The 26,320-nt window shown below is 38.9% G+C and carries 16 protein-coding genes and 1 riboswitch; all 16 genes read left to right on the top strand.

Going from position 1 to position 26,320, the window contains the following annotated elements:
- Window positions 1–53: 53 nt before the first annotated feature.
- The 16 genes from MW695_RS04005 to pseC all read left to right on the top strand — a co-directional run bounded on the left by MW695_RS04005 (window position 54) and on the right by pseC (window position 26,319).
- Window positions 54–983, top strand: a complete 930-nt coding sequence (locus MW695_RS04005) for a dihydrodipicolinate synthase family protein (protein WP_247103616.1) — start codon at window positions 54–56, stop codon at window positions 981–983.
- Between the two features lie 102 nt (window positions 984–1,085).
- Entirely contained in the window at window positions 1,086–3,062 is a 1,977-nt protein-coding gene (locus tag MW695_RS04000; RefSeq protein ID WP_247103614.1) for a YjhG/YagF family D-xylonate dehydratase, read from the top strand.
- 535 nt (window positions 3,063–3,597) lie between these two features.
- Window positions 3,598–4,350, top strand: a complete 753-nt coding sequence (locus tag MW695_RS03990) for a gamma-glutamyl-gamma-aminobutyrate hydrolase family protein (protein ID WP_247103612.1) — start codon at window positions 3,598–3,600, stop codon at window positions 4,348–4,350.
- A 5-nt stretch (window positions 4,351–4,355) separates the two neighbouring features.
- On the top strand, window positions 4,356–4,991 hold the full coding sequence (locus MW695_RS03985; RefSeq protein WP_247103611.1) for a hypothetical protein: 636 nt from the start codon (window positions 4,356–4,358) through the stop codon (window positions 4,989–4,991).
- Between the two features lie 443 nt (window positions 4,992–5,434).
- Complete coding sequence (locus tag MW695_RS03980) at window positions 5,435–9,448, top strand: 5'-nucleotidase C-terminal domain-containing protein (protein ID WP_247103610.1); 4,014 nt, start codon at window positions 5,435–5,437, stop codon at window positions 9,446–9,448.
- 440 nt (window positions 9,449–9,888) lie between these two features.
- A complete protein-coding gene (locus MW695_RS03975; RefSeq protein WP_247103609.1) occupies window positions 9,889–11,820 on the top strand; it encodes a fructose-1,6-bisphosphatase in 1,932 nt (643 codons plus the stop codon).
- 250 nt (window positions 11,821–12,070) lie between these two features.
- The gene (locus tag MW695_RS03970; protein WP_247103604.1) at window positions 12,071–13,963 is read left to right on the top strand and encodes a PTS mannitol transporter subunit IICBA; all 1,893 of its coding nucleotides are present in this window, start codon (window positions 12,071–12,073) and stop codon (window positions 13,961–13,963) included.
- 422 nt (window positions 13,964–14,385) lie between these two features.
- Window positions 14,386–16,473 carry a BglG family transcription antiterminator gene (locus MW695_RS03965; RefSeq protein WP_247103603.1) on the top strand — a complete coding sequence of 696 codons (2,088 nt, stop codon included), beginning with the start codon at window positions 14,386–14,388 and terminating at the stop codon, window positions 16,471–16,473.
- 6 nt (window positions 16,474–16,479) lie between these two features.
- On the top strand, window positions 16,480–17,625 hold the full coding sequence (locus MW695_RS03960; protein ID WP_247103741.1) for a mannitol-1-phosphate 5-dehydrogenase: 1,146 nt from the start codon (window positions 16,480–16,482) through the stop codon (window positions 17,623–17,625).
- 71 nt (window positions 17,626–17,696) lie between these two features.
- Window positions 17,697–17,807, top strand: a riboswitch (TPP riboswitch).
- 75 nt (window positions 17,808–17,882) lie between these two features.
- Entirely contained in the window at window positions 17,883–18,644 is a 762-nt protein-coding gene (locus tag MW695_RS03955; RefSeq protein WP_247103600.1) for a 3-oxoacyl-ACP reductase, read from the top strand.
- A gap of 785 nt (window positions 18,645–19,429) precedes the next feature.
- Window positions 19,430–20,824: a glycosyltransferase gene (locus tag MW695_RS03950; RefSeq protein WP_247103599.1), complete on the top strand. Its 1,395-nt coding sequence runs from the start codon at window positions 19,430–19,432 to the stop codon at window positions 20,822–20,824.
- Window positions 20,825–20,827: 3 nt separating this feature from the next.
- Window positions 20,828–21,724, top strand: coding sequence for a sulfotransferase family protein (locus MW695_RS03945; protein ID WP_247103597.1), 897 nt, complete (start codon window positions 20,828–20,830; stop codon window positions 21,722–21,724).
- A 32-nt stretch (window positions 21,725–21,756) separates the two neighbouring features.
- Window positions 21,757–23,004 (top strand): surface carbohydrate biosynthesis protein, encoded by a 1,248-nt coding sequence (locus MW695_RS03940; protein WP_247103595.1) that lies wholly within the window; start codon window positions 21,757–21,759, stop codon window positions 23,002–23,004.
- 73 nt (window positions 23,005–23,077) lie between these two features.
- On the top strand, window positions 23,078–24,082 hold the full coding sequence (locus MW695_RS03935; RefSeq protein WP_247103594.1) for an SDR family NAD(P)-dependent oxidoreductase: 1,005 nt from the start codon (window positions 23,078–23,080) through the stop codon (window positions 24,080–24,082).
- Between the two features lie 76 nt (window positions 24,083–24,158).
- Complete coding sequence (locus MW695_RS03930) at window positions 24,159–25,100, top strand: dTDP-glucose 4,6-dehydratase (protein WP_247103588.1); 942 nt, start codon at window positions 24,159–24,161, stop codon at window positions 25,098–25,100.
- 16 nt (window positions 25,101–25,116) lie between these two features.
- Window positions 25,117–26,319, top strand: coding sequence for a UDP-4-amino-4,6-dideoxy-N-acetyl-beta-L-altrosamine transaminase (pseC, locus tag MW695_RS03925; RefSeq protein ID WP_247103586.1), 1,203 nt, complete (start codon window positions 25,117–25,119; stop codon window positions 26,317–26,319).
- The last annotated feature ends 1 nt before the right edge of the window (window position 26,320 follow it).

Genomic DNA, 26,320 nt, shown 5'->3' with positions numbered 1-26,320 from the left:
TAAATAATAGAACTAAGTTTTATAATGTAAAACAAATTAGGAGGAGAAGCATAGTGGGAAATGTAAAGAGCTTTCAAGGTGTGATACCGCCTGTGTCCACTCTATTTAATGAGCAAGGTGTACTAGATAAAAGACAAATGAGTTGGTTAATTGATCATTTGATAGGTGAAGGAGTGAATGGTTTATTCTTTCTTGGCACGGGGGGAGAGTTCTCGCAGATGTCAGTAAATGAACGAAAAGAGGTAGCTGAATTTGCGGTTTCCTATGTGAATAAGCGAGTGCCTGTCTTGATTGGCACAGGAAGTACGAGTACAAGGGAAGCGATTGAGTTAAGTCAGGATGCCGAACGGGTCGGTGCGGATGGCGTTGTTGTCATTAACCCATATTATTGGGTTTTGTCTGATGAACACTTGTTTAGCTATTATGATGACATTGCTAAGTCTGTCGATCTTCCTGTTGTTCTTTATAATTTTCCGAATCTCACAGGTCAGGATTTGTCTGTCGACCTCGTGTCAAAGCTTGCTGATGCACACGAAAACATTGTTGCCATTAAGGATACGGTTGACTCTGTCGGACATATTCGTGAGTTGATTATTAAGGTGAAAGGGAAGCATCCTCATTTTTCAGTCTTGTGTGGGTTTGATGATCATTTGTTAAATACGCTTCAGTTAGGTGGAGATGGGGTGATTTCGGCAAGTGGAAATTTCGCTTCTCAGTTATCAGTAGGAATTTATGAGGCTTTTCGCAAAGGTGATTTAGAAAAAGCGGGTAAGCTCTATAAGCAACTAGCTATTCTTCCACTATTGTATAAGATTGATAGTCCATTTGTGAATGTTATTAAGGAAGCGATGAGGCTATGTGGGATGGATGTATCGACATATGAACTCCCGCCAACGAAGCGTTTAAGTGAAGAGAAGGTTGAACAGGTGAAGCAGGTGTTAGAAAAAGCAAACGTTCTGCCAGATATGAGCGGAGAGGGATAAGAATGTGATGGTTCAAAAAAATTGGCTGTAAGTGAATTTGCGTGATCGGCTTCGTACACGATTTAACGACTGCGCACGACAAAATAAAAATTGGAGGTTGCTATGTCACTATATACTATTTTCTCTGATGAAGATCAATCGATTTACAACGTGAAAACACATGCGAAAGGGCCAATAGGAGAGCTACCTCTTACAGCACAAATGCTTGAGGAATCACCAAGTGGTGATTTGTTTGGTATGACGCAAAACGTCGGAATGGGATGGAAACCCCAAGAGCTACTTGGTAAGCAGGTGCTGATACTTGGGACAAATGGTGGTATTCGAGATCACGATGGCAGTCCTATTGCCTTAGGCTACCATACTGGACATTGGGAAGTCGATCTATTAATGTCAGAGGCAGCTAAAGAGATTCGTGAAAAAAAAGGGGTGCCCTTTGCTGCATTTGTAAGCGACCCGTGTGATGGTCGTTCTCAAGGGACTGTTGGTATGTTTGATTCATTTCCATTTCGAAATGATGCTGCCCTTGTTTATCGTCGGTTAATCCGCTCTCTTCCGACGCGGCAGGCGGTGATGGGTGTGGCGACCTGTGACAAAGGGCTACCGGCGATGATGATTGCTCTTGCAGGAACAGCGGACTTGCCGACGATTATTGTACCTGGTGGAGTGACGCTGCCACCTACCGTTGGCGAGGACGCCGGAAAGGTCCAAACGATTGGTGCGAGATTTGCTAATAAAGAAATTACGTTAAAGGAGGCGGCTGAGTTAGGGTGTGTTTCGTGTGCGACGTCGGGAGGTGGCTGCCAATTTCTAGGTACAGCTGCAACAGCTCAAGTGGTGGCAGAGGCGCTAGGTTTGGCGATTACTCACTCAGCATTAGCTCCATCAGGACAGCCGATTTGGGGAGAGATGGCGAGACAATCGGCTCGTGCGGTATTAGCGATGGAAAAGAATCAGCTGACGACAAAGGACATACTAACGGATAAAGCGATTGAAAATGCGATGGTTGTTCACGCGGCCTTTGGTGGTTCTACGAATCTGCTGCTTCATATTCCAGCGATTGCCCATGCAGCAAACTGTCGTATTCCGACTGTAGAAGATTGGATACGCATAAACAAGAAAACGCCAAGGTTAGTAAGTGTCTTGCCAAATGGACCTGATTATCATCCGACGGTTCGTGCTTACCTTGCTGGTGGTGTTCCAGAGGTGATGCTGCATTTACGAAAGCTAGGTTTATTACATGAAGATGTGAAAACGGTAACAGGAGCGACTCTTGGTGAGAACCTAGACTGGTGGGAGCATTCAGAGCGGAGAACCGAGATAAGAAAACGTTTATTTGCGGCTGATCGTGTCCAGCCGGAAGAGGTTATTATGAGCCCGGAACAAGCAAAGGAGAAAGGCCTTACGTCAACAGTGACGTTTCCAGAGGGGAATATTGCGCCTGAAGGAGCTGTCATTAAGTCGACGTCTATTGATCCGTCTGTTGTTGGGGAGGATGGGGTGTATCGCCATACGGGAGTAGCAAAGGTGTTTACGTCTGAAAAGGATGCGATCAAGGCGATCAAAACAGGTGGAGTCGAAGCAGGTGATGTGATGGTCGTAATCGGTGGTGGACCACTCGGGACGGGGATGGAAGAAACCTATCAACTAACGTCAGCCCTTAAATATTTACCGTTTGGGAAGCAGGTTTCGTTATTGACTGATGCTCGTTTTTCGGGGGTTTCGACTGGAGCATGTATCGGTCATATTGGTCCAGAAGCATTAGCCGGAGGTCCGATCGGAAAGCTACGTAATGGCGATATGATTGAAATTGTCATTGATTGTTTGAATTTAGAAGGGACGGTTCAATTTATTGGAACTAAAGATGATCAGCTACCCATCGCTGATGCAACAAAGCTGTTGAATAGTCGCAGCACTCATCAAGAGCTGAAATCAAATCCTAAGCTACCTGATGATACCCGCCTTTGGGCATCACTGCAGGCGGTAAGTGGAGGAACGTGGCGTGGCAGTGTTTATGATGTAGATCGAATTATAGAAGTGTTGGAGGCTGGAGAGAAGGCGTTGGCTCGTGATGAACTGTGAAATGAAGCTGTTATGATGTAGAAGAGAAGGGAGACGATTGTGTTAGATCCATTAACACAATCGTTCTTTTTTAGTATCTATACTGTTTATAGTAAGGCGTTGAGTTGAATGACTGATACGGAGGTTGGGTTGCTTGGTTTTGATAATTGAGTGGATGATAGGATGGATTCAACGGAGTGGACTGATGGCAATCCTTGTATGGTCCGATATAAGTACTAGGCTGGATAGGTGCTGTGATCTCTTTCCATTGTTCTTCATTTAGGCAGTACGTATATGCCATCACGTTGGCAGGAGTAAAGGCTAATATGTCAGAGCCTAAAATGACTTCAGAATTAGGCGCACCAAAAAAGCTAAAAGGTGTGTGATCAACTGTAGCGACTTAAAATTATTTCAGGATCATCACGATAATTGGTTGAGATTTTTTCCAAAAGAGAATCGTGATCCATACTTAACGTATATTTATCATTGTCTATTTGTAAAATAAGGAATGACTTATTGTTGAGATAAGACAGAGATTAAAAGGAGAGTACAAATTATGGAATCATCTATACATCCAGTCATTGGCCTAACAAGCTCAATTGTGACACATAACCAAATTATGAGCTATCATATTCATGAAAAGTGTGTCCGTTCAGTCATACAAGCAGGTGGCGTTCCTATGATGATTCCAAATGGATCTTCTGAATTGATAGAGGTGTGGGGGAATGTTTGTGATGGAATTATTTTGAGTGGTGGAGAGGATATTGATCCTTATTCCTTTCATTCGCATCCAAGTCCCAAAGTCGAAGAAACAAGTCCAAAACGTGATGAAACTGAGATTGGATTAGTTCGTTGTGCTTTGGAAAAGAACAAGCCTATACTAGGACTTTGTCGAGGTATGACAATGATCAATGTCGCATTAGGAGGGACGGTCATTCAAGATATCGAGGCGCAACATGCGAACGCCATTAACCACAATCAACAAACGGTAAGATCAGAGCCGACTCACTTGATAGAGATTGATGAGAGAAGTCGTCTTTTTCAAATGATCGGTAATCAGACTTATCGTGTAAACAGTATGCACCATCAGGCGATAGATAAGCTTGCTGCTGGTTTAAGGGTAGTAGCCGTTGCTCCTGATGGTATGATTGAAGCGGTTGAAGGGATGAATGAAGCAGCGCCGCTAATCATGGGTGTTCAATGGCATCCAGAGGAAATGGCTAGTGAAGAATCGGCTATGCAACGGTTATTCAAAATGTTTATAACGGAATGCGAACATCATAAGGTAAATGGACAAAAGGGGAGATGAGTGTGATGAATAAGTCTACTAACTATGTTTGGTATGCGAGCTATGGTTCGAATTTAAGTAGGGAACGCTTCCTATGTTATATCAAGGGTGGTAGGCCACGTGGCTCACAAAAAGTAGAAGTAGGATGTAGGGATCAATCACTTCCTATTGATGAGGCAACATACATGATGCACTATCCACTTTACTTTGCAAAGCGATCAGCGCGGTGGCAAGATCAAGGTGTAGCATTTATTGGGTTAACGAAAGATGAAAGGGTTCATACATATAGTCGAAAATATTTAATAACCGTTGAACAGTTTGTCGATGTCGTGAAGCAGGAAAATAATGGAGTGAAGATTGAGATCAATTTAGAAGAAGTGATTCTTAATCGCTTCAAGACATTTAGAAATTCGTGGTATGGGACGATTTTATACGTAGGTGAGGAGCAAGGATATCCGATTTTAACGTTCACGGCCGATTGGGACTTAGATGTTCCATTTGTGAGGCCGTCGAAGGAATATTTAAGTATGATTATCCATGGTTTAAAAACTACGTTAGCATTAGATGATAACGAAATTGTTGAATATTTATTAAAGAAACCAGGAATTGATGGAGTCTATACGCGAGAGGAGCTTGATGAGATCGTTAGGGCGGTGGAATGAGGTAGCAAAGTGAAATAGTAGCAGAACGAGTGACATCAGATTGGATGATGTCACTTTTTGGATGTTGTCGGAGAAGTCTATTTAAAAAGCTAAGAAAGCATAAAATTCGAGGAAGAGATGTGAGAAGAACCGAAGAAGCAAGTGGGATCATTTAAAGAAGAGCGTTGGCTTCGTTCGATACACGTTATTCTTTAAAGAACCGCACTTTCAAACAGCACAACACAATTAAGAAAAGACGCTACCGCCTTTTTCTTAAATATGACAGGATTGTCCAAATATATACAGCATCTACATGTTAAATTAACATAGCCTTAAAATTGATTTGGTAGGATAGCCTTGTGTAAACGATTCAATTCTATTTTGAAGGAACATGTTGTATAGAAACAGCGGTTCTCTATTTCAATTTAGAATGAGTCGTAAAATATGAATTTAGGAGGCTATTTATGGTGAAGAGAAAAAATGTATTCATGCAAACTCTCATTTATGTGTTAGTGCTTGCTCTCGTGTTTAGTCCATTTCAATCACTAGCTGCTGTGACAGCGGACGAAGCGACTCTAACCGTACAAGATGCGATTGAAAACAATGAAGGGACAGCTACAGTCGAAGGGTATATCGTTGGACATACTACAAATGCTAATAGCTTTAATTTTTCTGCGCCATTTGGAAATGACTTTAATTTAATTTTGGCAGATGATCCTGAGGAAAGAGATAGTGCGAATTTTTTACTCGTTCAAATTACATCTGATTTTCGAGGTTCATTTGGACTAGAATCAAATCCTAGTATTATTGGAGAAAAGATTCAAGTACATGGTAGCTTAGAAAACTATTTTTCACAGGCGGGCTTGAGAAGTCCTACTTCTATGACATTTGTGGAAGGATATTCTCCTGAGCCAGATCCTGAATTACCTGAAGTAACTTCGATTGCAGATGCTCGCAATATGGAGCATGGTGAGGAAGTGACGATCGGAGGAGTTGTGACGACAACACCTGGAGCATGGGGTGGAAGTGGATTTTATTTACAAGATACAACAGGTGGTACATACGTATTTGGTTCTAATGAAGTCAGTCAAGGTGATGACGTCATTATTACTGGTGAAACAGGAGAGTTTAATGGCGAGTTTCAAATTAGCCAATTGTCGAGTGTGACGGTTTTAGGTGATGGAGAACTCCCTACACCATCAATCGTAACTCCGAGTGAAATAGGTGATTCGATTCAAGGTCAGCTCGTGACGTTGGAAAGTGTGACGATTGCTGATTTATCAGAAGTGAATAACTTTGGGACATTCGAATTTCAAGCTGAATTAGACAATGAATCGGTATCGATTCGCGTTGATAATCGTACAGGTCTTGAGTACGATGACTTCGCGTTTGGTAACGGAGATGTTGTTGACGTAACTGGGATTGCAAGTGTATTTAATGGTACATTTCAAGTGAAACCTCGTGGTGATATGGATATTGTGCTCATTTCTGACTCTGATTCAGAGGAGCCGACAAATCCAACTGAACCAGAGCTTGGTGATGATACATTAGATTTAACCATTTTGCACACAAATGACATTCATTCTCGTATTGATGATTTAGGGAAAGTAGCAGCGTTTATTAATGGTGAACGCGATGCTGTTGATAACTCGCTTTATTTAGATGCTGGTGACATTTTCAGTGGATCACCTGTTAATGACATTAACTTAGGTGAACCGATCATTGATATTTTAAATGAAATGAAGCTAGATGCATTGGCGATAGGGAATCATGAGTTTGATTACGGGCAGGATGTATTTGCTGAACGTGTCGTACAATCAAACTTCCCATGGTTAAGTGCTAACATGACAGTTGATCCGTCTATTGCGATTGAACAGCCTGAACCATATACGATTTTTGAATTTGAAGAATTCGATGTTGGTGTGTTTAGTTTAACGCAAAACCCTCCAGCAACAGCGCCAAGTGGAGTGGTAGATATTGAATTCCATGATTATGTCGAAACAGCTCTCGCCTATCAAGAAGAGCTAGAGGAGCAAGCTGATGTTATTATTGCTTTAACTCATATTGGTTATGGCGATGATCGTCGCTTTGCAGAAGAAGTTGACTATTTTGATGTCATTATTGGTGGGCATACTCATACGGTGTTAAACACACCTCAAGTTGTGAGTGGCACACCAATTGCTCAAGCAGGTGGATATGCAAGTCATGTAGGGAAATTATCACTCGCGATTGACGCTGAAACGAAAGAAGTATCTCAAGTACAGGGTCACTTGCAAGATGTTAGTCAATTACAAGATACGGATGAAGAAATACAAGCGATCATTGATGTTTGGAACGAGCAAATGGATGAAATATTAGGCATTGTCATCGGTGAATCAGATACAGGTCTTACAAGAGATGGTCGTTATGAAAGAGATGTAGCACTAGGGAACTTCTGGACAGATGCAATGGCGTTTGCTGCCGATGCAGATATTGCCTTCACGAATAATGGTGGTATTCGTGATTCAATAGCTGCTGGAGATGTGACGATCGGTGATATTTATCGTATTGAACCGTTTGATAATCAAGTGATGCTATTTGAAATGACTGGAGAAGCGATTAAGGATGTCATCAAGTTTTCGTATTCGAGAAATAATCGAAATCAAATTGATTTACAATCATCAGGGCTTCACTATACGATTTTAACAAATGCGAGTGGGCAATATGTCGATGTCGAATTAGAATTAGAAGGACAGCCTCTTGATCTTAATGCTATGTATTTAGTCGCCGTACCGGATTACATTGGAACAGGTGGATCAGGCTACGATTTTCAAGGGACGGTCGTATACGCAGAAGTGACACCTATGACGACGGCGATGATTGAATACGGAGAATTTTTAACTGCTCAAGGTGAAAAATTGAATTATGGTTCTGAAGGACGAATTTCCACTGAAGTTGATCCAAATGCCGGTGGACCGATTGGAGAAGTGATTGGTTCTACTGAACAAGGATTGTTTAGTGCAAATAAAGGGGTTATGGATGTTGGTCTAGGAAACCTCTACACAGATGCTGTTCGTTCATTAACAAATGCAGACATTGGTCTTCTTAATGGAAGCTCTGTGACTGGTGCAATTCCAGCAGGTGATATAACGAGAGAGCAAATTGAAGCGTTAGATGGTTATGGAAACCAAATTGTCGTAGTGGAAACGACGGGATCACGATTAAAAGAAATGATTCTAGCTCAATCGAATTACCATGGTCAAGTGGATGTGCAAGCCTCAGGTATTCATTATACGTTAGTAGAAGGTAACGGATCACCGAGGTTTGAGAATGTTATGATCAGCTTAGAGGATGGTACAAGTATTGAAGATAATGGGGTTTATAAGGTTGCTTACAATGACTTTATGCATAATGGTGGCCACTATACGTTAAGTGACTCGACGGTTGAAGAGAATGGCTTCGTATGGGAAGCCGTTGCAGAGTTCGTAGAGGCACAAATAGAAGCGATTGATTATGTGGAAGGAGAAAGAATTTCTATTTATGATCCTAGTCAGCCAGTAGACCCGATTGAACCAGTTGATCCGATTGATCCAGATCCAGTAGACCCGATCGAACCAGTTGATCCAGATCCTGTCGATCCGGTAGACCCAGTCGAACCACCTTCTGAGCCAAAGGATGATCTTGTAGTGAAAGATGGTAAAATCTTTGTTTCTGATGAACTGGTCAACCGTGTTCAAGATGGTGGTATTCTTGAACTGGATGTACGTTCTGAATTGTTTGTAGGACATACAGTGATTGAGCTAAGTAGCGAGCAAATCGATGATTTAGTTGAAAAAGGAGCTACGATTCAATTCGTTTCAAGCACCGTGACGGTAGAAATTCCAGCTACAATTTTTGAAATGGGCCAAGGAGCTGTGACATTCTCGTTTGATGAAGTGAATGAAGAAGAGCTTAAGGAAGAAATAGGCTCGGAGCCTGGAACATTAGTGAGTACAATCTTTGACTTTACACTGACTCAAGGAGATCAAATTCTCTCTCATTTTGGGGAACAATTTGCCACGCTGCATTTCCAGATTGATGAAGATTTACTAACTGATGAAGACATGGTTCATGTTTTCTACTTGAATGAAACAACGAATGTGTGGGAGAAAGTCGGAGGGACATACTTAAATGGCTATGTGACTGCCGAAACGAATCATTTCAGTCTATTTGCTGCATTTGAGGAGGAAGAAGACCCTATTGATCCAACCCCGGAAGATCCAAGCAAGCCTGAAGAAGAAGAGGAGGAAGAGGAGGAAGAGGAGAAGAAACTACCTGCCCCTCCTGGAACTGAAGGAGACGATGATGACAATCAAGACTCTGGAAGCAAAAAAGAATCAGGTGAAGATAGTAAATTACCTGATACAGCAACGAATTCAGCCAACATTGCTTTAATGGGTGTCATTCTTTTCTTGATCGGGTTTATGATCTTGTTAATGAGACGTAGAAAGCTTGTTTAAGTGAAATTTAGTGTAGACATAGGAGCGAAATAGTACAGGCGGTTCTGTCCTTTCCAATTGAAATTGAATTGGAAATGGTGGGCCGTCTCTTTATATATAAGGGAGTATAAGATTTTTTCCAGAGTAGAATGAAGCTGATTTAGGAAGGGGATCTGCTCAATTTAATATATTTAAATTTGATGCCAACATAAACTTGGTATGTGCATGTTTCAGCAGAAAGGAACGGAAGAAATTACGTCAGCGAGTGTGAGCCATATCTTTATTAACGGTTCTTCTAGCCTCATAAGTGTGTCATTAATAGGGTAAGTTTATTGTTAATATGTTGCACTATTTATTTTATATGATACACTTAATAAAAATTAATACTTAATATAAAGGACGTTTATCGATTTGGTGTAACATATTATATGCATACTTGAGCTGAAGGGGGAACAGCTGCGTTGAATAGAAAATACTTAGATTTGCTTGCTGAGAAATTTGATAGTGAAGAGAAAGTCGTGACGGAAATTATTAATCTAGAAGCGATTTTGAATTTGCCAAAAGGGACGGAGCATTTTGTCAGTGATTTGCATGGGGAGTATCATGCGTTTCAACATGTACTTCGCAATGGCTCGGGTAAAGTGAAAGAAAAGATAATGGACATTTTCAAAGATTCATTGACTCAACAGGAGATTGATGATTTTGCGACATTAGTTTATTATCCAGAAGACAAGCTAAAGCTGATGAAAAATAAGTTTAGTAGTAAGGTAGAGCTGCATCGATGGTACAAGCAAGTCATTTGCGACATGATTACACTTATTCCTTATGCTTCGTCGAAGTATACACGCTCGAAATTACGAAAAGCACTACCGGAGCAGTTTGTTTATGTCATCGAAGAGCTATTGTATAAATCGGATAAGTATTCAAACAAGAAGTCCTATTATAAACAAATTTTAGAACAGATTATTACGCTTGGGCAATCAGAAAAGCTGATTGCAGGGCTCGCTTATACGATTCAGCAACTAATTGTAGATCACTTGCATGTCGTTGGAGACATTTATGATCGTGGGCCTGACCCTGATAAAATTATGGATACGTTGATTAACTATCATTCGTTAGATATTCAGTGGGGGAATCATGATGTTCTTTGGTTGGGGGCGTTTGCTGGTTCGAAGGTCTGTCTAGCGAATATTATTCGCATTTGTGCTCGTTACGATAATTTGGACATTATTGAAGATGTATATGGGATTAATCTGCGACCGTTGATGACGTTAGCGGACAAATATTACGATGATAATCCAGCATTTCGACCAAAGCAACATGCCGATAAACCACTGTCAGAGGATGAGTCTTTGCAAATAACAAAAATTCATCAGGCGATCGCTATCATTCAATTTAAATTGGAAAGTCCGATTATTAATCGACGTCCTTTCTTCAATATGTCAGAGCGCTTGTTGCTTGAGATGGTCGATTATGAGCGCAATGAAGTGACTGTCTATGGAAAGACGTATTCATTAGAGAATACGTGCTTTTCAACCATTGATCGCAATAATCCGACTGTGTTATTAGATGAGGAAGAAGAAGTGATCAATAAGCTGCTGCTGTCTGTCCAGCATTCGGAAAAACTAGCGAGGCATATGAAATTTTTAATGAAAAAAGGCAGCCTCTATTTGCGATATAATGGGAATTTGCTCATTCATGGCTGTATGCCGATTAATGAAGACGGTCAGATGGAGCAAATGGAAATTGATGGTCAGGTATACAAAGGTCGGGCATTATTAGATCAATTTGAGACGTATTTGCGTTATGCGTTTGCTCATCGTGATCAAACGGATGACCTTGCGACTGATATGGTTTGGTATTTATGGACAGGGGAGTATTCGTCACTTTTTGGAAAGCGTGCAATGACGACATTTGAACGTTATTTTATTAAGGATAAAGCTGCGCAAAAAGAACCTAAGAATCCTTATTATTATTTGAGAGAGAATGAGGAGGTTTGTCGGACGATTCTAGCAGAGTTTGACCTAGACCCTGAGCAAGGACATATTATTAATGGTCACACACCTGTTAAGGAAATTAATGGCGAGAACCCCATTAAGGCAAATGGAAAAATGATTGTCATTGACGGAGGTTTCTCAAAGGCCTATCAATCAACTACGGGGATAGCTGGCTATACGTTGCTGTATAACTCATTTGGGATGCAATTAGTCGCTCATCAGCAGTTTAATTCAAAAGAGGATGTTATTCATAATGGTGCTGATGTATTATCGGTGAAACGAGTTGTTGATAAGGAGCTCGAACGGAAAAAGGTACGAGAAACGAATGTCGGGCAGGAATTACTAGAAGAAATTGCGATGTTGAAGAAGCTGATGGAGTATCGTTATATGGATTAAAGTAAAAGCATGCCTACGATTTAGGTGTGCTTTTTTATCGCCTTCAATCAACTATCAGTTTCGTATAGCCTGTAGAATGAGAGAAACAATAGGTTTGTCATGATCATTGCGACAAAGTTAGTTTTCATTGTCATTGAATGTCGCTCTATTGCTCCTTTATGCTTAAGTTGTTCAAAAAGTTTACTATCTTTTTTAAGCTTTTTTTGAAGTACGCATTTTATTATATTTACTTAAAGAAAGGATGATTAGAATGGCTCAATCGAAAGTAAAAGTTGCAGTTCAAAAGTTCGGTAATTTTTTGAGTTCGATGGTTATGCCTAACATTGGTGCTTTTATTGCTTGGGGGCTAATTACAGCCTTGTTTATTCCTGATGGTTTCTTTCCAAATGAAAGCCTTGCCAGTTTGGTTGGCCCTATGGTTACGTACTTATTACCTCTTTTAATTGGTTATACAGGTGGTAAATTGATTCATGATCAGCGTGGTGGTGTTGTCGGGTCGATTGCGACGATGGGGGTTATCGTTGGGGCGCCAGATACGCCGATGTTCTTAGGAGCGATGGTTGTCGGCCCACTTGCTGCCTTTTTAATTAAGAGGTTTGACAAAATGATTGAGGGGAAAATTCGGTCAGGATTTGAAATGCTCGTTAATAATTTCTCTGCAGGTATTATCGGTGGAGCGTTGGCCGTTCTTGCCTTTTTAGGAATAGGTCCAGCCGTACAGTCATTTACACAAGTTCTTGTTGTCGGTGTTGACTGGTTACTGGATATGGGATTACTTCCATTAACGAGCTTGTTAATAGAACCGGCTAAGATTCTTTTCTTAAATAATGCGATAAACCATGGTGTCTTAACACCAATTGGATTGGAGCAGGTGCAAAATGCTGGTCGTTCAGTACTTTTCCTATTGGAGGCCAATCCCGGACCAGGTTTAGGTGTATTATTAGCCTTTATGATCTTTGGAAAAGGCATGGCGAGACAATCAGCCTCAGGAGCGTCGATCATTCACTTTTTCGGTGGTATCCATGAGATTTACTTCCCATATGTGTTAATGAAGCCAATGTTACTTGTTTCTGTTATTCTTGGTGGTATGAGTGGAGTCTTCACTCTTGTACTTCTTGGCGGAGGTCTTGGTGCACCTGCATCGCCAGGTAGTATTATTGCGATAACGGCTGTCACTCCGCCAAATGGCATGGTGTATTTTGCTAACTATGCAGCAATTTTCGTAGCAACTGCTGTTTCATTCATCATTTCGGCGATCGTTCTAAAAACAGGAAAACAAATCGATGAAGATATGGATGAAGCAACGAAGAAAATGGAACAGATGAAGGGGAAAAAAAGCTCGGTTTCTAGTCAATTTACAAGTAATGATCTTCAAGTAGATCAAGTAAATAAGATTGTGTTTGCTTGTGATGCCGGTATGGGATCGAGTGCGATGGGAGCATCACTTCTACGCAAGAAGGTGAAGGAAGCAGGATTGGATGTTATGGTGACGAATACAGCCATTAGTAATATTCCAGCTGATGCCGAAATAGTCATTACGCAAGAAGAATTGACACCACGAGCACAGAATAAGGTTCCTAATGCTTACCATATTTCTGTTGACAACTTCTTATCAAGCGCTGAATATGACAAGCTTATTGCGAACTTGCAAAGTGGCACAGCAAACGATCAATCTGAGAGTGACAAGTTCGGTCAGGAGCCTACGACTGAAGAAAATAATGATATGCTTCTTGAAGAAAATATTTTTGTCAATCAAGAGTTTAAAACAAAAGAAGAAGCAATTCGTTTTGCGGGTGCCGTGCTAGTCGAAGCAGGCTATGTTGAGGAAAGCTATGTAGATGCGATGATTGAGCGCGAAGAAATGACCTCGACGTACATGGGTAATAATGTCGCAATTCCACACGGTACAGAAGAAGCAAAGAAAGCGGTCATTAAATCAGGCTTTACCGTTATTCAAGTTCCAAATGGGGTAGACTTTAATGGAGAAGAAACGAAATTAATATTCGGAATAGCTGGTAAAGATGGTACACACTTAGAGATTCTTTCAAGCATTGCTGTCATTTGCTCCGAACAGGCAAATGTTGATCGAATGATTCAAGCGAAATCAGTGAAAGAATTGAAAGCTCTTATTAAAAGTAAATGATCGGTCTAGAAGCAGGGACAAAAGTGTTTTAATAAATGAGGGACCGAATGAATACACAGAGGTGCACATTAACCGATCCCGAAATATACTTCGCTTTCCGCGGGAAGCTGGTGAGCCTCCTCGTGCTACGCGAGGCTACTGAAAAAGTGGTTTGGACTTTTTCAGTGGCTTCTTACGCACTGTAGGGTCTCACCTTAGCATTTCATGAGGATAATGAAAAAGTCGATTTGTACTTTTTCAGTGGCCTCCTTTTCATCCCACAGGAATCTATGTATATTTCATCCGCTACGTTCTCTAGATGTTCGGATTCTCGGCTAAACACTTTTGTTAGTCCTAGACTCATTCGAAAATGGATTATACTTGAAGAACTTGGTGTTTTCTCTTGAAAGCAGGACATCTAATAAGTGAAATGGGTGAGATGAATGTTTATTACATCGAGGGAAAAAATGATTATTGATCTTATTGTCAAAACTTCGGGTAAGCATACGGTTCATTCTCTATCTACGTTCCTAGAAGTCAGTGCAAGAACAGTACAAAGAGATTTGAAATCAATCGAGAAGCTTTTAAAGCCCTTTGAGCTAGAACTGAAGAGAACAGCGACAGAAGGTCTATTTATTGATGGGAAAAATGAACAAATTTATCGATTAATACAAAGGTTGACGGGTGTTAATCCGACTGATATTACCCCAGAACAACGAAAGCTACAATTGCTTATTATGTTACTTCATGATGGACCGACATTTAAGAAGCAAGTGCTTGCTCGCCAGTTAGGCATAAGCGGGGCAACGTTGTCTCTTTATTTAGATGATCTGACGGATTGGTTCCATAAATTTTCTATTAACCTAACGAGAAAGAGAGGCGTTGGATTAGAGTTAGTTGGAACGGAGTCGAGCATACGTCATGCGCTTGCGAATTATTTCTTAGTTCATTTTTATGAAGATTTAATTGAAAGCTTCTATTTTCTAGGTCAAGGAAATTGGTCGAATAAGAACATTCTTGGCTATTTTTCACCTCGTTATTTAGTGGTGATTGACGAACTTGTGAATCAGAAGATAAACAAAGAGCAAACAAGGCTAGCAGACAATGATTATACAGGGCTAATCGTCTATATTTGCATTACACTTCAGCGAATTGAGCAACTCCATTTACTTGAACAGGAAATAGAAGCAGAGCATGACTATACGAGTGAATTTAATCTAGTGTCAGCAATATGTGAAAAGCTTCAAGGTCAGCTCTCGATTCCACTAGAAAAGAGCGATGTTCATTTTTTGACCGTTGTATTAAAAGGATCTAAGCTGCAAGCGGCTGATGTTGCTGGTTACGACAGTGTCTTACTGGGAAAGTTAATAAAAAACGTCATTCAAGATGTGTCTGAACAATTGAACGTACATTTAATGGATGACTTTTCGTTGTATCAAGGATTGCTAGCACATATGGAACCATCGATTTTTCGCTTAAAGCAGAAGCTCGATTTATTTAACCCATTGACGAATGAAATTAAAAGAAAATATTCGGTGTTATTTATGGTTGTGCAGAAAAGCTTGGATAAACAATTTGAGGATGTTCACTTTCCAGATGATGAAATTGCGTTTATTGTGCTTCATTTTGGTTCGGCTTTAGTGAAGCGCGAGGAGAGCATACAGGTACATGCTGTTATCGTTTGTCCGACAGGGATTGGAACGTCCAAAATGCTCGCAAGCCGTGTTCAAAAAGAGCTATCAGAAATTCATAACGTTGAAATTTTGTCGATAAAAGAATTTCAAAAGGCTGATTTGAACGAGTATGAACTGGTCATTTCAACCGTTAGGCTACCCTTTGCTGATGTCGATTATATCCTAGTTAGCCCGTTGTTAAGCGAGAAAGATATTCATTCAATTCAAGATTATTTACAAAAACATCTAGAAGTCGTGACGAGAAAGAAGAGCTACGTCACGACTTCTATTGAAAAGGATGCGAATCAAAAGAACAACCGTCAGGACGTGAAAGGCTTATTAAAGGAAATTCAGGATGTTCATTCAAGCATGGAATCGATTCTTGCAAATTTACGTGTGTATTGGAAGCAATCTGATGAGGGTCATTGGAGGGTTATTGAAGAAATGGTAGAAGAGAGTGGGCAGAGTGGTCTCGTGACAAATCCTACAAATGTGATAAAGGAACTAGAGGAGCGCGAGAAAAACGGTGGGCTTGGAATACCAAATACGAATATGGGACTGTTTCATTGCAGAGAAGAAAGTGTATCTGAACTCATCTTTCAAGTCGCCCATTTAAATAAGCCTTGTACAATCAAGGGCATGGATGGAAGGGATATGCAAATGAAAAACCTGCTATTAATGCTGGCTCCTAAACATATGAGCAAGCGTGAACAGGAGGTTCTAAGCATGATAAGTACAAGTTTAATTGAAAATGACATTGCAATGATGATTTTTTCGTCTTCAAATGAAGGAATGATTCGCAAGAAGTTAGAGGATACATTTTTTGATTACTTACAAAATAATTTGATAAAGGAATGATCAATGTTGAAACAAGCCGTTCATTTTGGTGCAGGGAATATCGGGAGAGGATTTATCGGAGCTCTTTTTTCAGAATCAGGCTATCATGTCACGTTTGTCGACATAGCTGCACACATTATTGATCAATTAAATACAGAACGGAGCTATCAAGTGAAGCTAGCTACTGAAGAGCAGCAATCAATGAAGATTGAACACGTTTCTGGATTAAATAATTTGAGCCAGGAAAAAGAAGTTATCGATGCAATTAAGGAAGCAACTTATGTAACAACGGCAATTGGACCGACTATTTTGCCAAGGATAGCACCCTTAATAGCTCAGGGGATTGCTGAGCGTGTTGCTGTATCGGATGAAAAGCTCTATGTGATTGCATGCGAAAATCAAATTGCTGCTACTGATAGGTTAAAGGAATCTATATTGGAGCATCTTGATGATGAAATAAGGCAGAAGCTGAAAGGAAGAATTTTCTTCTTTAATTCGGCTGTTGATCGAATTGTCCCGATTCAGGATCAGAGCTCACTTGATGTACTTGTTGAACCTTACTTTGAATGGGTAGTGGAAGCAAATGAACATATTCCAAATGTAGAAGGAATGACAATTGTGGACGATCTTGCTCCATTTATCGAGCGTAAATTATTTACAGTTAACACTGGTCATGCCGTCACCGCTTATTTAGGGTATATTGAAGGAAAGAAGACCATTGATCAAGCGTTAAATGATGAGAGTGTTGTACAGCAAGTGAGAGAGACGTTGAAAGAAACGGGTGCGTACTTAGTGAAGGAATATGGACTTGATGAAGAGGAGCATTTAACGTATATTCATAAAAATATCGAACGCTTCAAAAATCGTTATTTAAATGATGGTGTTACACGTGTCGGACGTGCCCCAATTCGAAAATTAGGTCCACAGGATCGCTTAATCCGTCCTCTTATTCAGGCGTATAAGGCAGGGCTACCGTATACAAACTTGGCTAAAGCGATAGCAGCTGCCTTAATGTTCGATGCTCATGAAGACGAGGAAGCGCTAGAAATTCAAGCAATGATCAATGAGCATGGACCTTCTTATGTGTTGAAAGTGGTCAGTAAATTAGATGAAAATAGTGATGTAGTGAGAGACATTGTTCGTCACTATGATAAGTTGAAGGCGGAAATGTAATCTCTAGAATCACTTTAATTGCATGCTCCTTTTGTTCAAATTATAATAATAGATAGCATTTACAAATGAATAGTTTCTACTAGGGGTGTCTGTCATACAGACTGAGAAAAAAGTATTGAACTTTTTGACCCTCAGGACCTGATCTGGCTCATACCAGCGGAGGGAAGTAGGCTATCTTTTCGAAGACTAGATCCTTATGTTTCCTAGTCTTTTTGTTGTGTAAATGTTGAAAAGATTCATATATTGGAGGGGCTATTGTGAAATTAAATGAGCAAACGGTTTTAATTACTGGAGCAAGTAGGGGAGTGGGAGCAGAGCTAGCAAAAGCTTATGCGAACGAAGGTGCTCAAGTGATTATCAATTATTATCAAAGTCAAGAAAAAGCAGATCATCTCGTAAAAGCGATCGGTGAGCGTGCAATTGCGATTCAAGCAGATGTACGAGATAAGGTACAAGTGCAGGAAATGGTTGCGAAAGCAAAGGCTTATTTTGGTACACCGGTTACCACGATTGTGAACAATGCATTAATTGATTTTGAATTCAATCCGGTTACGCAGAAGAATGCTTTCGAGCTTGAATGGGAAAAGTTCAACACACAGTTTGAAGGAAGCGTGAAAGGGGCACTAAATACCGTACAAGCGTGTGTAGCTGATATGAAGGAACAGCAGTTTGGCCGTATTATAAATATTGGTACGAATCTCGTACAAAACCCTGTCGTTGCTTATCATGAATATACAACCGGTAAAGCGGCATTACTTGGTTTTACTCGTAATTTAGCAAAGGAATTAGGGCAGTATGGCATTACGGTTAATATGATCTCAGGTGGTTTATTGAAGCAAACGGATGCGAGTAGCGTGACGACTGAAGAAGTGTTTGGAATCATTGAGTCTACTACTCCATTGAAAAAGGTAACTACTCCAGCAGAATTAGCTGATACGGCTTTATTCTTTTCGTCGTCATGGGCAAGAGCAGTGACAGGTCAGAATCTTGTTGTCGATGGTGGTTTAGTGATGGATTAAGGCAAAGAAGAGGTTACGGATAAGAGCTACAGCAGAAAAACGATCCAGGAAGGACTTCTTTCATGGATCGTTTTAAACATGTTTATTTCGAAGCATCCTTAGCTATTTCAACTAAAACAAGCTGTAGGTCTTGTCGTTTCACGTAACGAAGTGGTTCGAATCACCTGAACGCTTATCGTCAAATTCAAGAAATAGTCTGTCTACATCCAAACCGTCAATTAAAATAATGAGGCTTTGTTTTGACCCCTTGAAATTGAATACCTTCTCCATCTGTTATTGATTGGCGACCAGCTTCCTTTTGCTTGGCAACAATGCGTTTCATTTCCTCATCTTCAATTGCGCGTAGTTCACTTTCTGTGATCGTACCTTCCGCTTATCAGCCATCATCCGTTCATTTGCAATATTTGGAATTATACTAAAATGTTCTATATAAAATAAAGGTAAAACATATACGTTAACTTGGTATTGAGGGATGTGGGTAACGTATCAACTTTGGTTATTCTTAGGAAGGTGCTTAAGCGTAAATGTATTTAGATTACAGGATACGTTTATAAAGGACAATCAAGTTGAAGGGAAATATTAGGTGAATCTTTAGCACAGATGATTCTATTTTCAAATAAGAAAATAGTTATCTCCCTACTCACAGAATACTTATTCCTAAAATATACATATATCGTATACCCTGTTGAATTCTATGAAAGAATGATCAAATAAAAATGAATTGTTGTTTAATAGGATATGTTTAAGTAAAAAGTTAGTCATAAACGAGGAGAAGGGAGTTCATAATGAAAGTTCATTCATTTATTGAAAAGAAGATTGGGTCTTTAAAAAATAAAGATATTCTTCAAGTCGGAATGGATCATTCCATTGAAAAGCCTTCTTTGATGATCGATTTGGCGGAGCTGAAAAACATCAATCAATTAGCATCATCTAATCAGTATGATGTAATTCTTATTACTGATGCTATTGATAAAATTCCAGTATTTGAAATGGAACAGTTATGGGTGAAATTAAAGACGAGGTTGAAACGTGGTGGATGTCTAATAATAAATACTCCTACTCACGATTCACCTAATGAATTCGTCGGAGAAGAAGTTGTTCATGTACAAACGAAAGGCTCACTCATGAGGTCTTGTTTGAAGCATCATTTTATTTGCATTTTATGTGAGCAAAACTACTTTGCATTTGTTTTAAGAGATCATCTTTCTAGCTTTGAAAAAAAAAGATCGAACGAATTTCTCTTCTTTCATAATAAACTGCTCGAGGAAGCTGGAATTGACTTTGAGAAAGCAAGAAATGAAGAAGAACTTAGTAAACTTATGCCTACGCCTGGGAGAGTTATGATCGGTTGTGTAACTGAGAATAATGAAAAGTATCGTGACCAAACGCTTCGACTCGTTCGTTCGATCAGATGGTTTGGTGGGCGAATGGCTGGTGTTAATATATTTGTTTGTATTGTTGATGAAGCTGATCCTAATTTTGTTGAAGAGCTTGAACGTTTGGGTGTGTTTGTAAGAATCGTTAAACGATTTAGTAAATGGCATCCTCAATCAAACAAAATGCGTTTCTTTGAGCTTCCTGAAACAAAAGATTATGATACGATCTTGTTTCTGGATTGTGATACAGTCATTGTCCGTGATCCGAGTGACTATATTACTGGTGAACATTTCCAAGCGGCATTAGCAGCAGGGCTAACCGTCCCTTATGAACAGTTTGAAGAAATATTCTCATTTTTTAAGCTGCCGATGCTGCCTCGCGAGCACCGTACAGTCTTAGCGGATATTCGAACAATTATGTATTGTAATGCAGGGGTATTAATTTTTCCTCAGCGATTAATGAAAGAGTTCTATCCTGTTTGGAAGAAATATACGAAACTCTTAATTAAACATCGAGATTTACTCGGGCGTAACTTCAATTTCTGTGAACAGGCCTCCTTAACTCTTGCATATGCAAGTAAAAATATACCTTTTCAAAGCCTTCCATATGAAATGAACTTTCACTTAGTTTCAAGAAAGCTAAAAAAAATTATCGAGTGTGATCCTGTTATTATTCACTATCATAACCGAATAACCAAGGAAAAATTATTAAAAGAAAAAACGAGTAGTCCATATGCTATTAAGAGAATACGTGAGCTTAATCAGAGATTAGAAGAAGTAATGAAAAAGAAGAAAGGGTTGTAATAGATGACAATAGGCCGATTAACAAAACCAGTTTTTCTAGTTGGGTGTATGAGAAGTGGGACGACTTTACTCGCATCCATATTAGGTATGCATGATCACTTGGTTCATTGTCCATTTGAGCTGAAGGATATATGGTCGCAAATAGGCGGTGTCCCTATGGCTTCTCCAAAAACACGTGATCGCACTTGTCCTTGTTTAAATGAACGGGACGTACAGCCAGGTCAAGCAGAGCGACTAACAGCAGCGTTTGTAGAAAGGATGAAACAAAATGACAAGAATAAAAGTGAGAATGCTTATTTCCTAAGTAAAAACCCTCATTTATGCAACAAGCTCCCATTGGTCAATTCATTATTTCCTGATGCACGTTATATTTGGATCTATCGTGATATGCCAAGAGTTGTTGCTAGTTTGAAAGTGAAATTAAAATTTCATTATTGGCCAGAGAAAACAACACAAGATGAATATCGTTGTTGGGAATATTTCGCAAATAAGAAAATACCAAATGATATTGATGTAAATCGGTATTTCCCAAATGGAAATGTAAGGTATTTAGCGGAATATTGGATTGAAAATAACAAAGCAATATCAGAGTTTCGCCAAAAAATTGAAGATGATCGAATGATTTGTATAAAAGAAGAAGAGCTTATTAAAAACCCGAACAGAGTGGTGAAAAACATATTACGGTTTCTACAATTACCAACTAAATTGTCAGGTAAGATAGAGACTTTAAATCATAGCCGAAATTCTTTATGGAAGCAAAGGTTGAATAAAAAGGATTTCAATGACTTATTAGAAGTTGTGATGGAGTATGGAAGTGAATTAAATGAAATATTTCCCAATAAGCAAGATCTTCATTCACTGTATAACAACGAGCTTGTTTCACAACTAAAGAAACATTAGAATAATTCCATTTCTTTGCAAAGGAGTTTGTTATGTCACAAAGACATCTTTATTTACCGATTGAAGTTACGACAAGAGAATTAGATGGAAAACTTCTCTTAGCCTATTATGCTGTGAAGAATGGATACAATGTCGTAATTGGAAAACAGCCGAAGCTATTTGACAATGCAGCCTATCTTCCAAAGGGGATTTTCTTCCTAAAAGGTTATCCAAATAAAAACCACTTTAAACAAGGAACTTTCAGCCGAATAAAGAAGCTAGGGCATGCATTAGTAGAGTTAGATGAAGAAGGCTTTATTTTTAATAATAATACGTATATCCATACACGAACAACTGCGGACCACTTGCAGCTTTTAGATGGAATCTTTTGTTGGGGTAAGACACAAAAAAACCTTCTAGTTCAAGCATATCCTCATTTAAAAGAAAAGATTCATGTCACGGGTCATCCACGCTTTGATTTATTGAATGTACCGTTTCAATCACTCTATGATGACGCTGTGGAACAATTAAAGGAGAAGTATGGTGAGTTTATTTTAGTTAATACTCGATTTGCTTTGTATAACCATAAAAATGGAATGAGACATAAAACTAAACACACATTTTTCAAAGATTTATATGATCATTTTGTCGAAATGGTGACGTTATTAAGCATACGTTATCCGAATGTGAATGTGATCATTCGTCCCCACCCACAAGAAAATATAGCGAGCTATCAGAAAGAATTTAAGAATGCTTCAAATGTGTTTGTTGAACATGAAGGGGCCATTGCAAAATGGATCATAGCTTCTAAGTTAATGGTTCATAACGGTTGTACGACGGGAATTGAAGCCTTTTTGTTAGAGAAGCCGAGTATTACTTATAGACCGATAGTTTCTAAAGCATGGGATGTAGAGTTGGCGAATGCTGTAAGTGAAGAAGCTGCAAGTATGAAAGAAATATACAAATTAGTAGATAAGCATTTGTCACAAAAAAAAGCGGGCTCATCCTTAAAGAAGAAAGCGATCCTGTCTAGTTTTTATGGTAATAGTGGTGAAGTCTCTTCTTACGAAAGAATCCTTCATCTCCTTAGTAAGAGTTCTTTGAAAAACGTACATCCTATTCAAGCTCCGCGTGTCATAAATAATTTTCCATTACAGCACAAAAAAAATAAAACTGAACTTACAAGAAAGATTTTATCCTCTTTCATAGCTACATTAAACCGAATAGAACGTACAGAAACCAACATAGTTATCAACAAACTAGACAGTAATGTATTTGAACTAAAGCTTGCTAACCCATAATAGCCCCAGGTGTTATGGGTTAAAAAGTTATGCGCTATTTCATAAAAACAATAAACGGAAAGTAGGATATGAAATGTATTTTACCAATAAAAAAATCTTAATTATTGGAGGAACAGGAACGATAGGGCAAAGCCTAATAAAGCAGATATTATTAGATAATCCAACGGTTGTCCGTGTGTTTAGTCGTGATGAGTATAAGCAATATCATATGAATAATCTCTATGGAAATCGAAATAATATTCGCTTTTGTATTGGAGATGTTCGAGATTACGATCGAGTTTTCAGTGCTATGGAAGATATCGATTACGTATTTCATCTTGCAGCGATGAAGCACGTTCCTTCCTGTGAATACAATCCATTTGAAGCTGTTCAAACGAATGTATTAGGCACAAATAATGTGATCAAAGCTGCTATTGCTCATGATGTAAAAAAAGTTATATTTACAAGCTCTGATAAGGCGATTTCGCCAACAAATACGTATGGCGCGACAAAACTGACAGCAGAACGTTTAATAAGTGCAGCTGAGTATAGTAAGGGTAAAGGGAAAACGATATTTGCTAGTGTTCGATTCGGCAATGTGATGGGATCGAGAGGGTCGGTTATTCCTTTTTTTAAAAAACAACTGATTGAGAATAAGAAAATGACAGTAACTGACCGAAACATGACACGATTTATGATGACATTAAGCCAAGCAACAAACCTTACGATTCAAGCACTTAAAGAAGCACGGGGAGGGGAAGTATTTGTATTAAAAATGCCAGTATTGGTATTAGATGACTTAGTTGATGTCATTATCAATGAAACATGCAAAAAAAATCAATTGAAAAAAGAGGAAATAACGGTCGAATACATTGGATTAAGAACAGGAGAAAAATTGTACGAAGAGTTAATGACTTATGATGAATCATTAATAGCATGGGAACTACTTGAAATGTTTGTTATTCCAGGTCATAAACAAACTAATACAGCTTACGAAAATGCTAAAAGAGCAAAACCCGGCACGTATCGCTCGTCTAAAGAGATATCAATTGATAAGAAAGAAATCCGTCATCTACTCATAAATGAGAATTTAATTTAATTAGTATCGTTTTGTATGGAAATGAATGGTGCTAAGGATACTGTCTTATTCATAAAATGATGGAAGGGGATTGCGTATGAAGGTTTTAGTCACTGGAGGAGCAGGATTTATTGGGAGATGGGTAGTTTGGCAATTAATTAAGAATGGGCACAGTGTTTGGGTGCTTGATGACCTTTCGAATGGAAGAAAGGAAAATATTGAAGAGTTTTCAAAAAATGAACATTTTACCTTTATTAAAGGGGACATCAAGGATAGATCTTTGCTGGATGACATTTTTTTAAATCAATTTGACATTTGTTATCATTTAGGCGCTAGCATTAATGTGCAAGATAGTATTAATGATCCAAAAGAGACATTTTATAATGATACAGTTGGTACATTTAACATTTTAGAAAAATGTAAAGAACATCATGTCAAACTCGTTTTTATGAGTACATGTATGGTTTATGATTGTACATCTAATGAGCTCGGTATTAAGGAAAATGATTTAATCAAACCAGCTTCTCCATATGCCGGTTCAAAAATTGCTGCAGAAAATATGGTTTTATCCTATTACTATGCCTACAAATTACCGGTTGTTGTCGTTCGTCCATTTAATACGTATGGACCTTATCAAAAAACAGGGGGTGAAGGAGGAGTTATTGCTATTTTTTTGAAAAATAAACTGGAAGGAAAGAACCTTGTTATTTATGGAGATGGAACACAAACGAGAGATTTCCTATATGTTGAAGATTGTGCTCGCTTCGTCGTGAAAGCAGGCTATTCGGACAAAGTTAATGGAGAAATTGTGAATGCTGGTTTAGGGCGTGATATTGCGATTAATGGATTAGCAGCATTGATTGCTAAAGATGAATCCCAGATCGAACATGTGAAGCATATTCATCCACAAAGTGAAATTCAAAAGCTGCTCTGTAATTATGACAAAGCTAAGCAGTTATTAGATTGGGAGCCGAAAGTGGGTTTGGAGGAAGGAATTCGTCGAACAGAAGAATGGATTAAAACAACAAACCTTATTTAATAAGGAGAAATAACTGATGACAATAGAAAGACTTGCGATTGATGGAGGAAAGCCTGTAAGGGATTCCTACCTCCCTTATGGGAGACAATGGATTGATGATGATGACGCTCAAGCTGTTCTCCAAGTCCTCAAAAGTGATTATTTAACGACTGGACCGACTATTGCTCAATTTGAGCAAGAAATAGCTACGTATGTTGGAGCCAAATATGCTGTGGCATTCTCGAGTGGGACAGCTGCTTTGCATGGTGCTTGTTTTGCTGCTGGTATTGAAGAAGGTGACGAAGTTATTACGAGTCCGATGACATTTGTTGCGACTGCAAATTGTATCCTCTACCAAAAAGGAAAACCAATTTTTTCAGATATAGATTCTCAAACGTATAATATCGCTACTAAAAACATTCAATCCCTCATTACAAAAAAAACAAAAGCAATTATTCCCGTAGATTTTACAGGGCAACCTGCCGAATTAGAAGACATTCAAAAGCTAGCCAAACAACATAATCTAACTGTCATAGAAGATGCTGCTCATGCTTTGGGTGCAACATACAAAGGGAAAAAGGTCGGTTCTATTAGTGACATGACGATGTTTAGCTTCCATCCAGTGAAGCATATTACATCTGGTGAGGGTGGTGTCATTACGACCAATAATAAGGAATACTATGAAAAGCTAGTACAATTTAGAAGCCATGGAATTACCCGAGAGAAAAACAAATTAAATCAATATGAAGGACCTTGGTATTATGAAATGCATTTTCTCGGTTTTAATTATCGAATGACCGATTTACAGGCGGCTCTTGGATTAAGTCAATTAAAAAAAATAGATCAATTTATACAAACTAGAAAGAGATATGTAGCTAAGTATCAAGAAGCATTTCGAAAGATAAAAGAGGTGATAATTCCTCTTGATCATCAAACAAATGCTTCTTGTTCTAGCTGGCACCTGTATATCATTCGTTTACGCGTTGAGCAATTAAAAGTAGGGAGAAAACAAATTTTTGAAGCACTACAAAAAGAAAATATAGGGGTAAATGTACACTATATCCCTGTTTACTTACAACCTTATTATCAAAAATTAGGGTACAGCAAAAAACAATGTCCCTACGCAGAGAAGTTATATGAAGAAATCATCACACTTCCTCTTTTTCCAGCTATGACCATGAAAGATGTAAATGATGTCATCAAAGGTGTTACAAAAGTCATTTCTAATTATTCGAGGTGAT

The organism is Halalkalibacter sp. APA_J-10(15) (assembly GCF_023017105.1).
GTDB lineage: Bacteria > Bacillota > Bacilli > Bacillales > Bacillaceae_D > Halalkalibacter.
The sequence above is the reverse complement of the archived record's forward strand: the minus strand, read 5'-3'. Positions and strand labels throughout refer to the sequence as shown.

Bases quoted from the DNA above. Each gene is read 5' to 3' on its own strand.
- MW695_RS04000 (WP_247103614.1), top strand. From the start codon at position 1,086: ATGTCACTATATACTATTTTCTCTGATGAAGATCAATCGATTTACAAC.
- MW695_RS03990 (WP_247103612.1), top strand. From the start codon at position 3,598: ATGGAATCATCTATACATCCAGTCATTGGCCTAACAAGCTCAATTGTG.
- MW695_RS03985 (WP_247103611.1), top strand. From the start codon at position 4,356: ATGAATAAGTCTACTAACTATGTTTGGTATGCGAGCTATGGTTCGAAT.
- MW695_RS03980 (WP_247103610.1), top strand. From the start codon at position 5,435: ATGGTGAAGAGAAAAAATGTATTCATGCAAACTCTCATTTATGTGTTA.
- MW695_RS03970 (WP_247103604.1), top strand. From the start codon at position 12,071: ATGGCTCAATCGAAAGTAAAAGTTGCAGTTCAAAAGTTCGGTAATTTT.
- MW695_RS03965 (WP_247103603.1), top strand. From the start codon at position 14,386: ATGTTTATTACATCGAGGGAAAAAATGATTATTGATCTTATTGTCAAA.
- MW695_RS03950 (WP_247103599.1), top strand. From the start codon at position 19,430: ATGAAAGTTCATTCATTTATTGAAAAGAAGATTGGGTCTTTAAAAAAT.
- MW695_RS03945 (WP_247103597.1), top strand. From the start codon at position 20,828: ATGACAATAGGCCGATTAACAAAACCAGTTTTTCTAGTTGGGTGTATG.
- MW695_RS03940 (WP_247103595.1), top strand. From the start codon at position 21,757: ATGTCACAAAGACATCTTTATTTACCGATTGAAGTTACGACAAGAGAA.
- MW695_RS03935 (WP_247103594.1), top strand. From the start codon at position 23,078: ATGTATTTTACCAATAAAAAAATCTTAATTATTGGAGGAACAGGAACG.
- MW695_RS03930 (WP_247103588.1), top strand. From the start codon at position 24,159: ATGAAGGTTTTAGTCACTGGAGGAGCAGGATTTATTGGGAGATGGGTA.
- pseC (WP_247103586.1), top strand. From the start codon at position 25,117: ATGACAATAGAAAGACTTGCGATTGATGGAGGAAAGCCTGTAAGGGAT.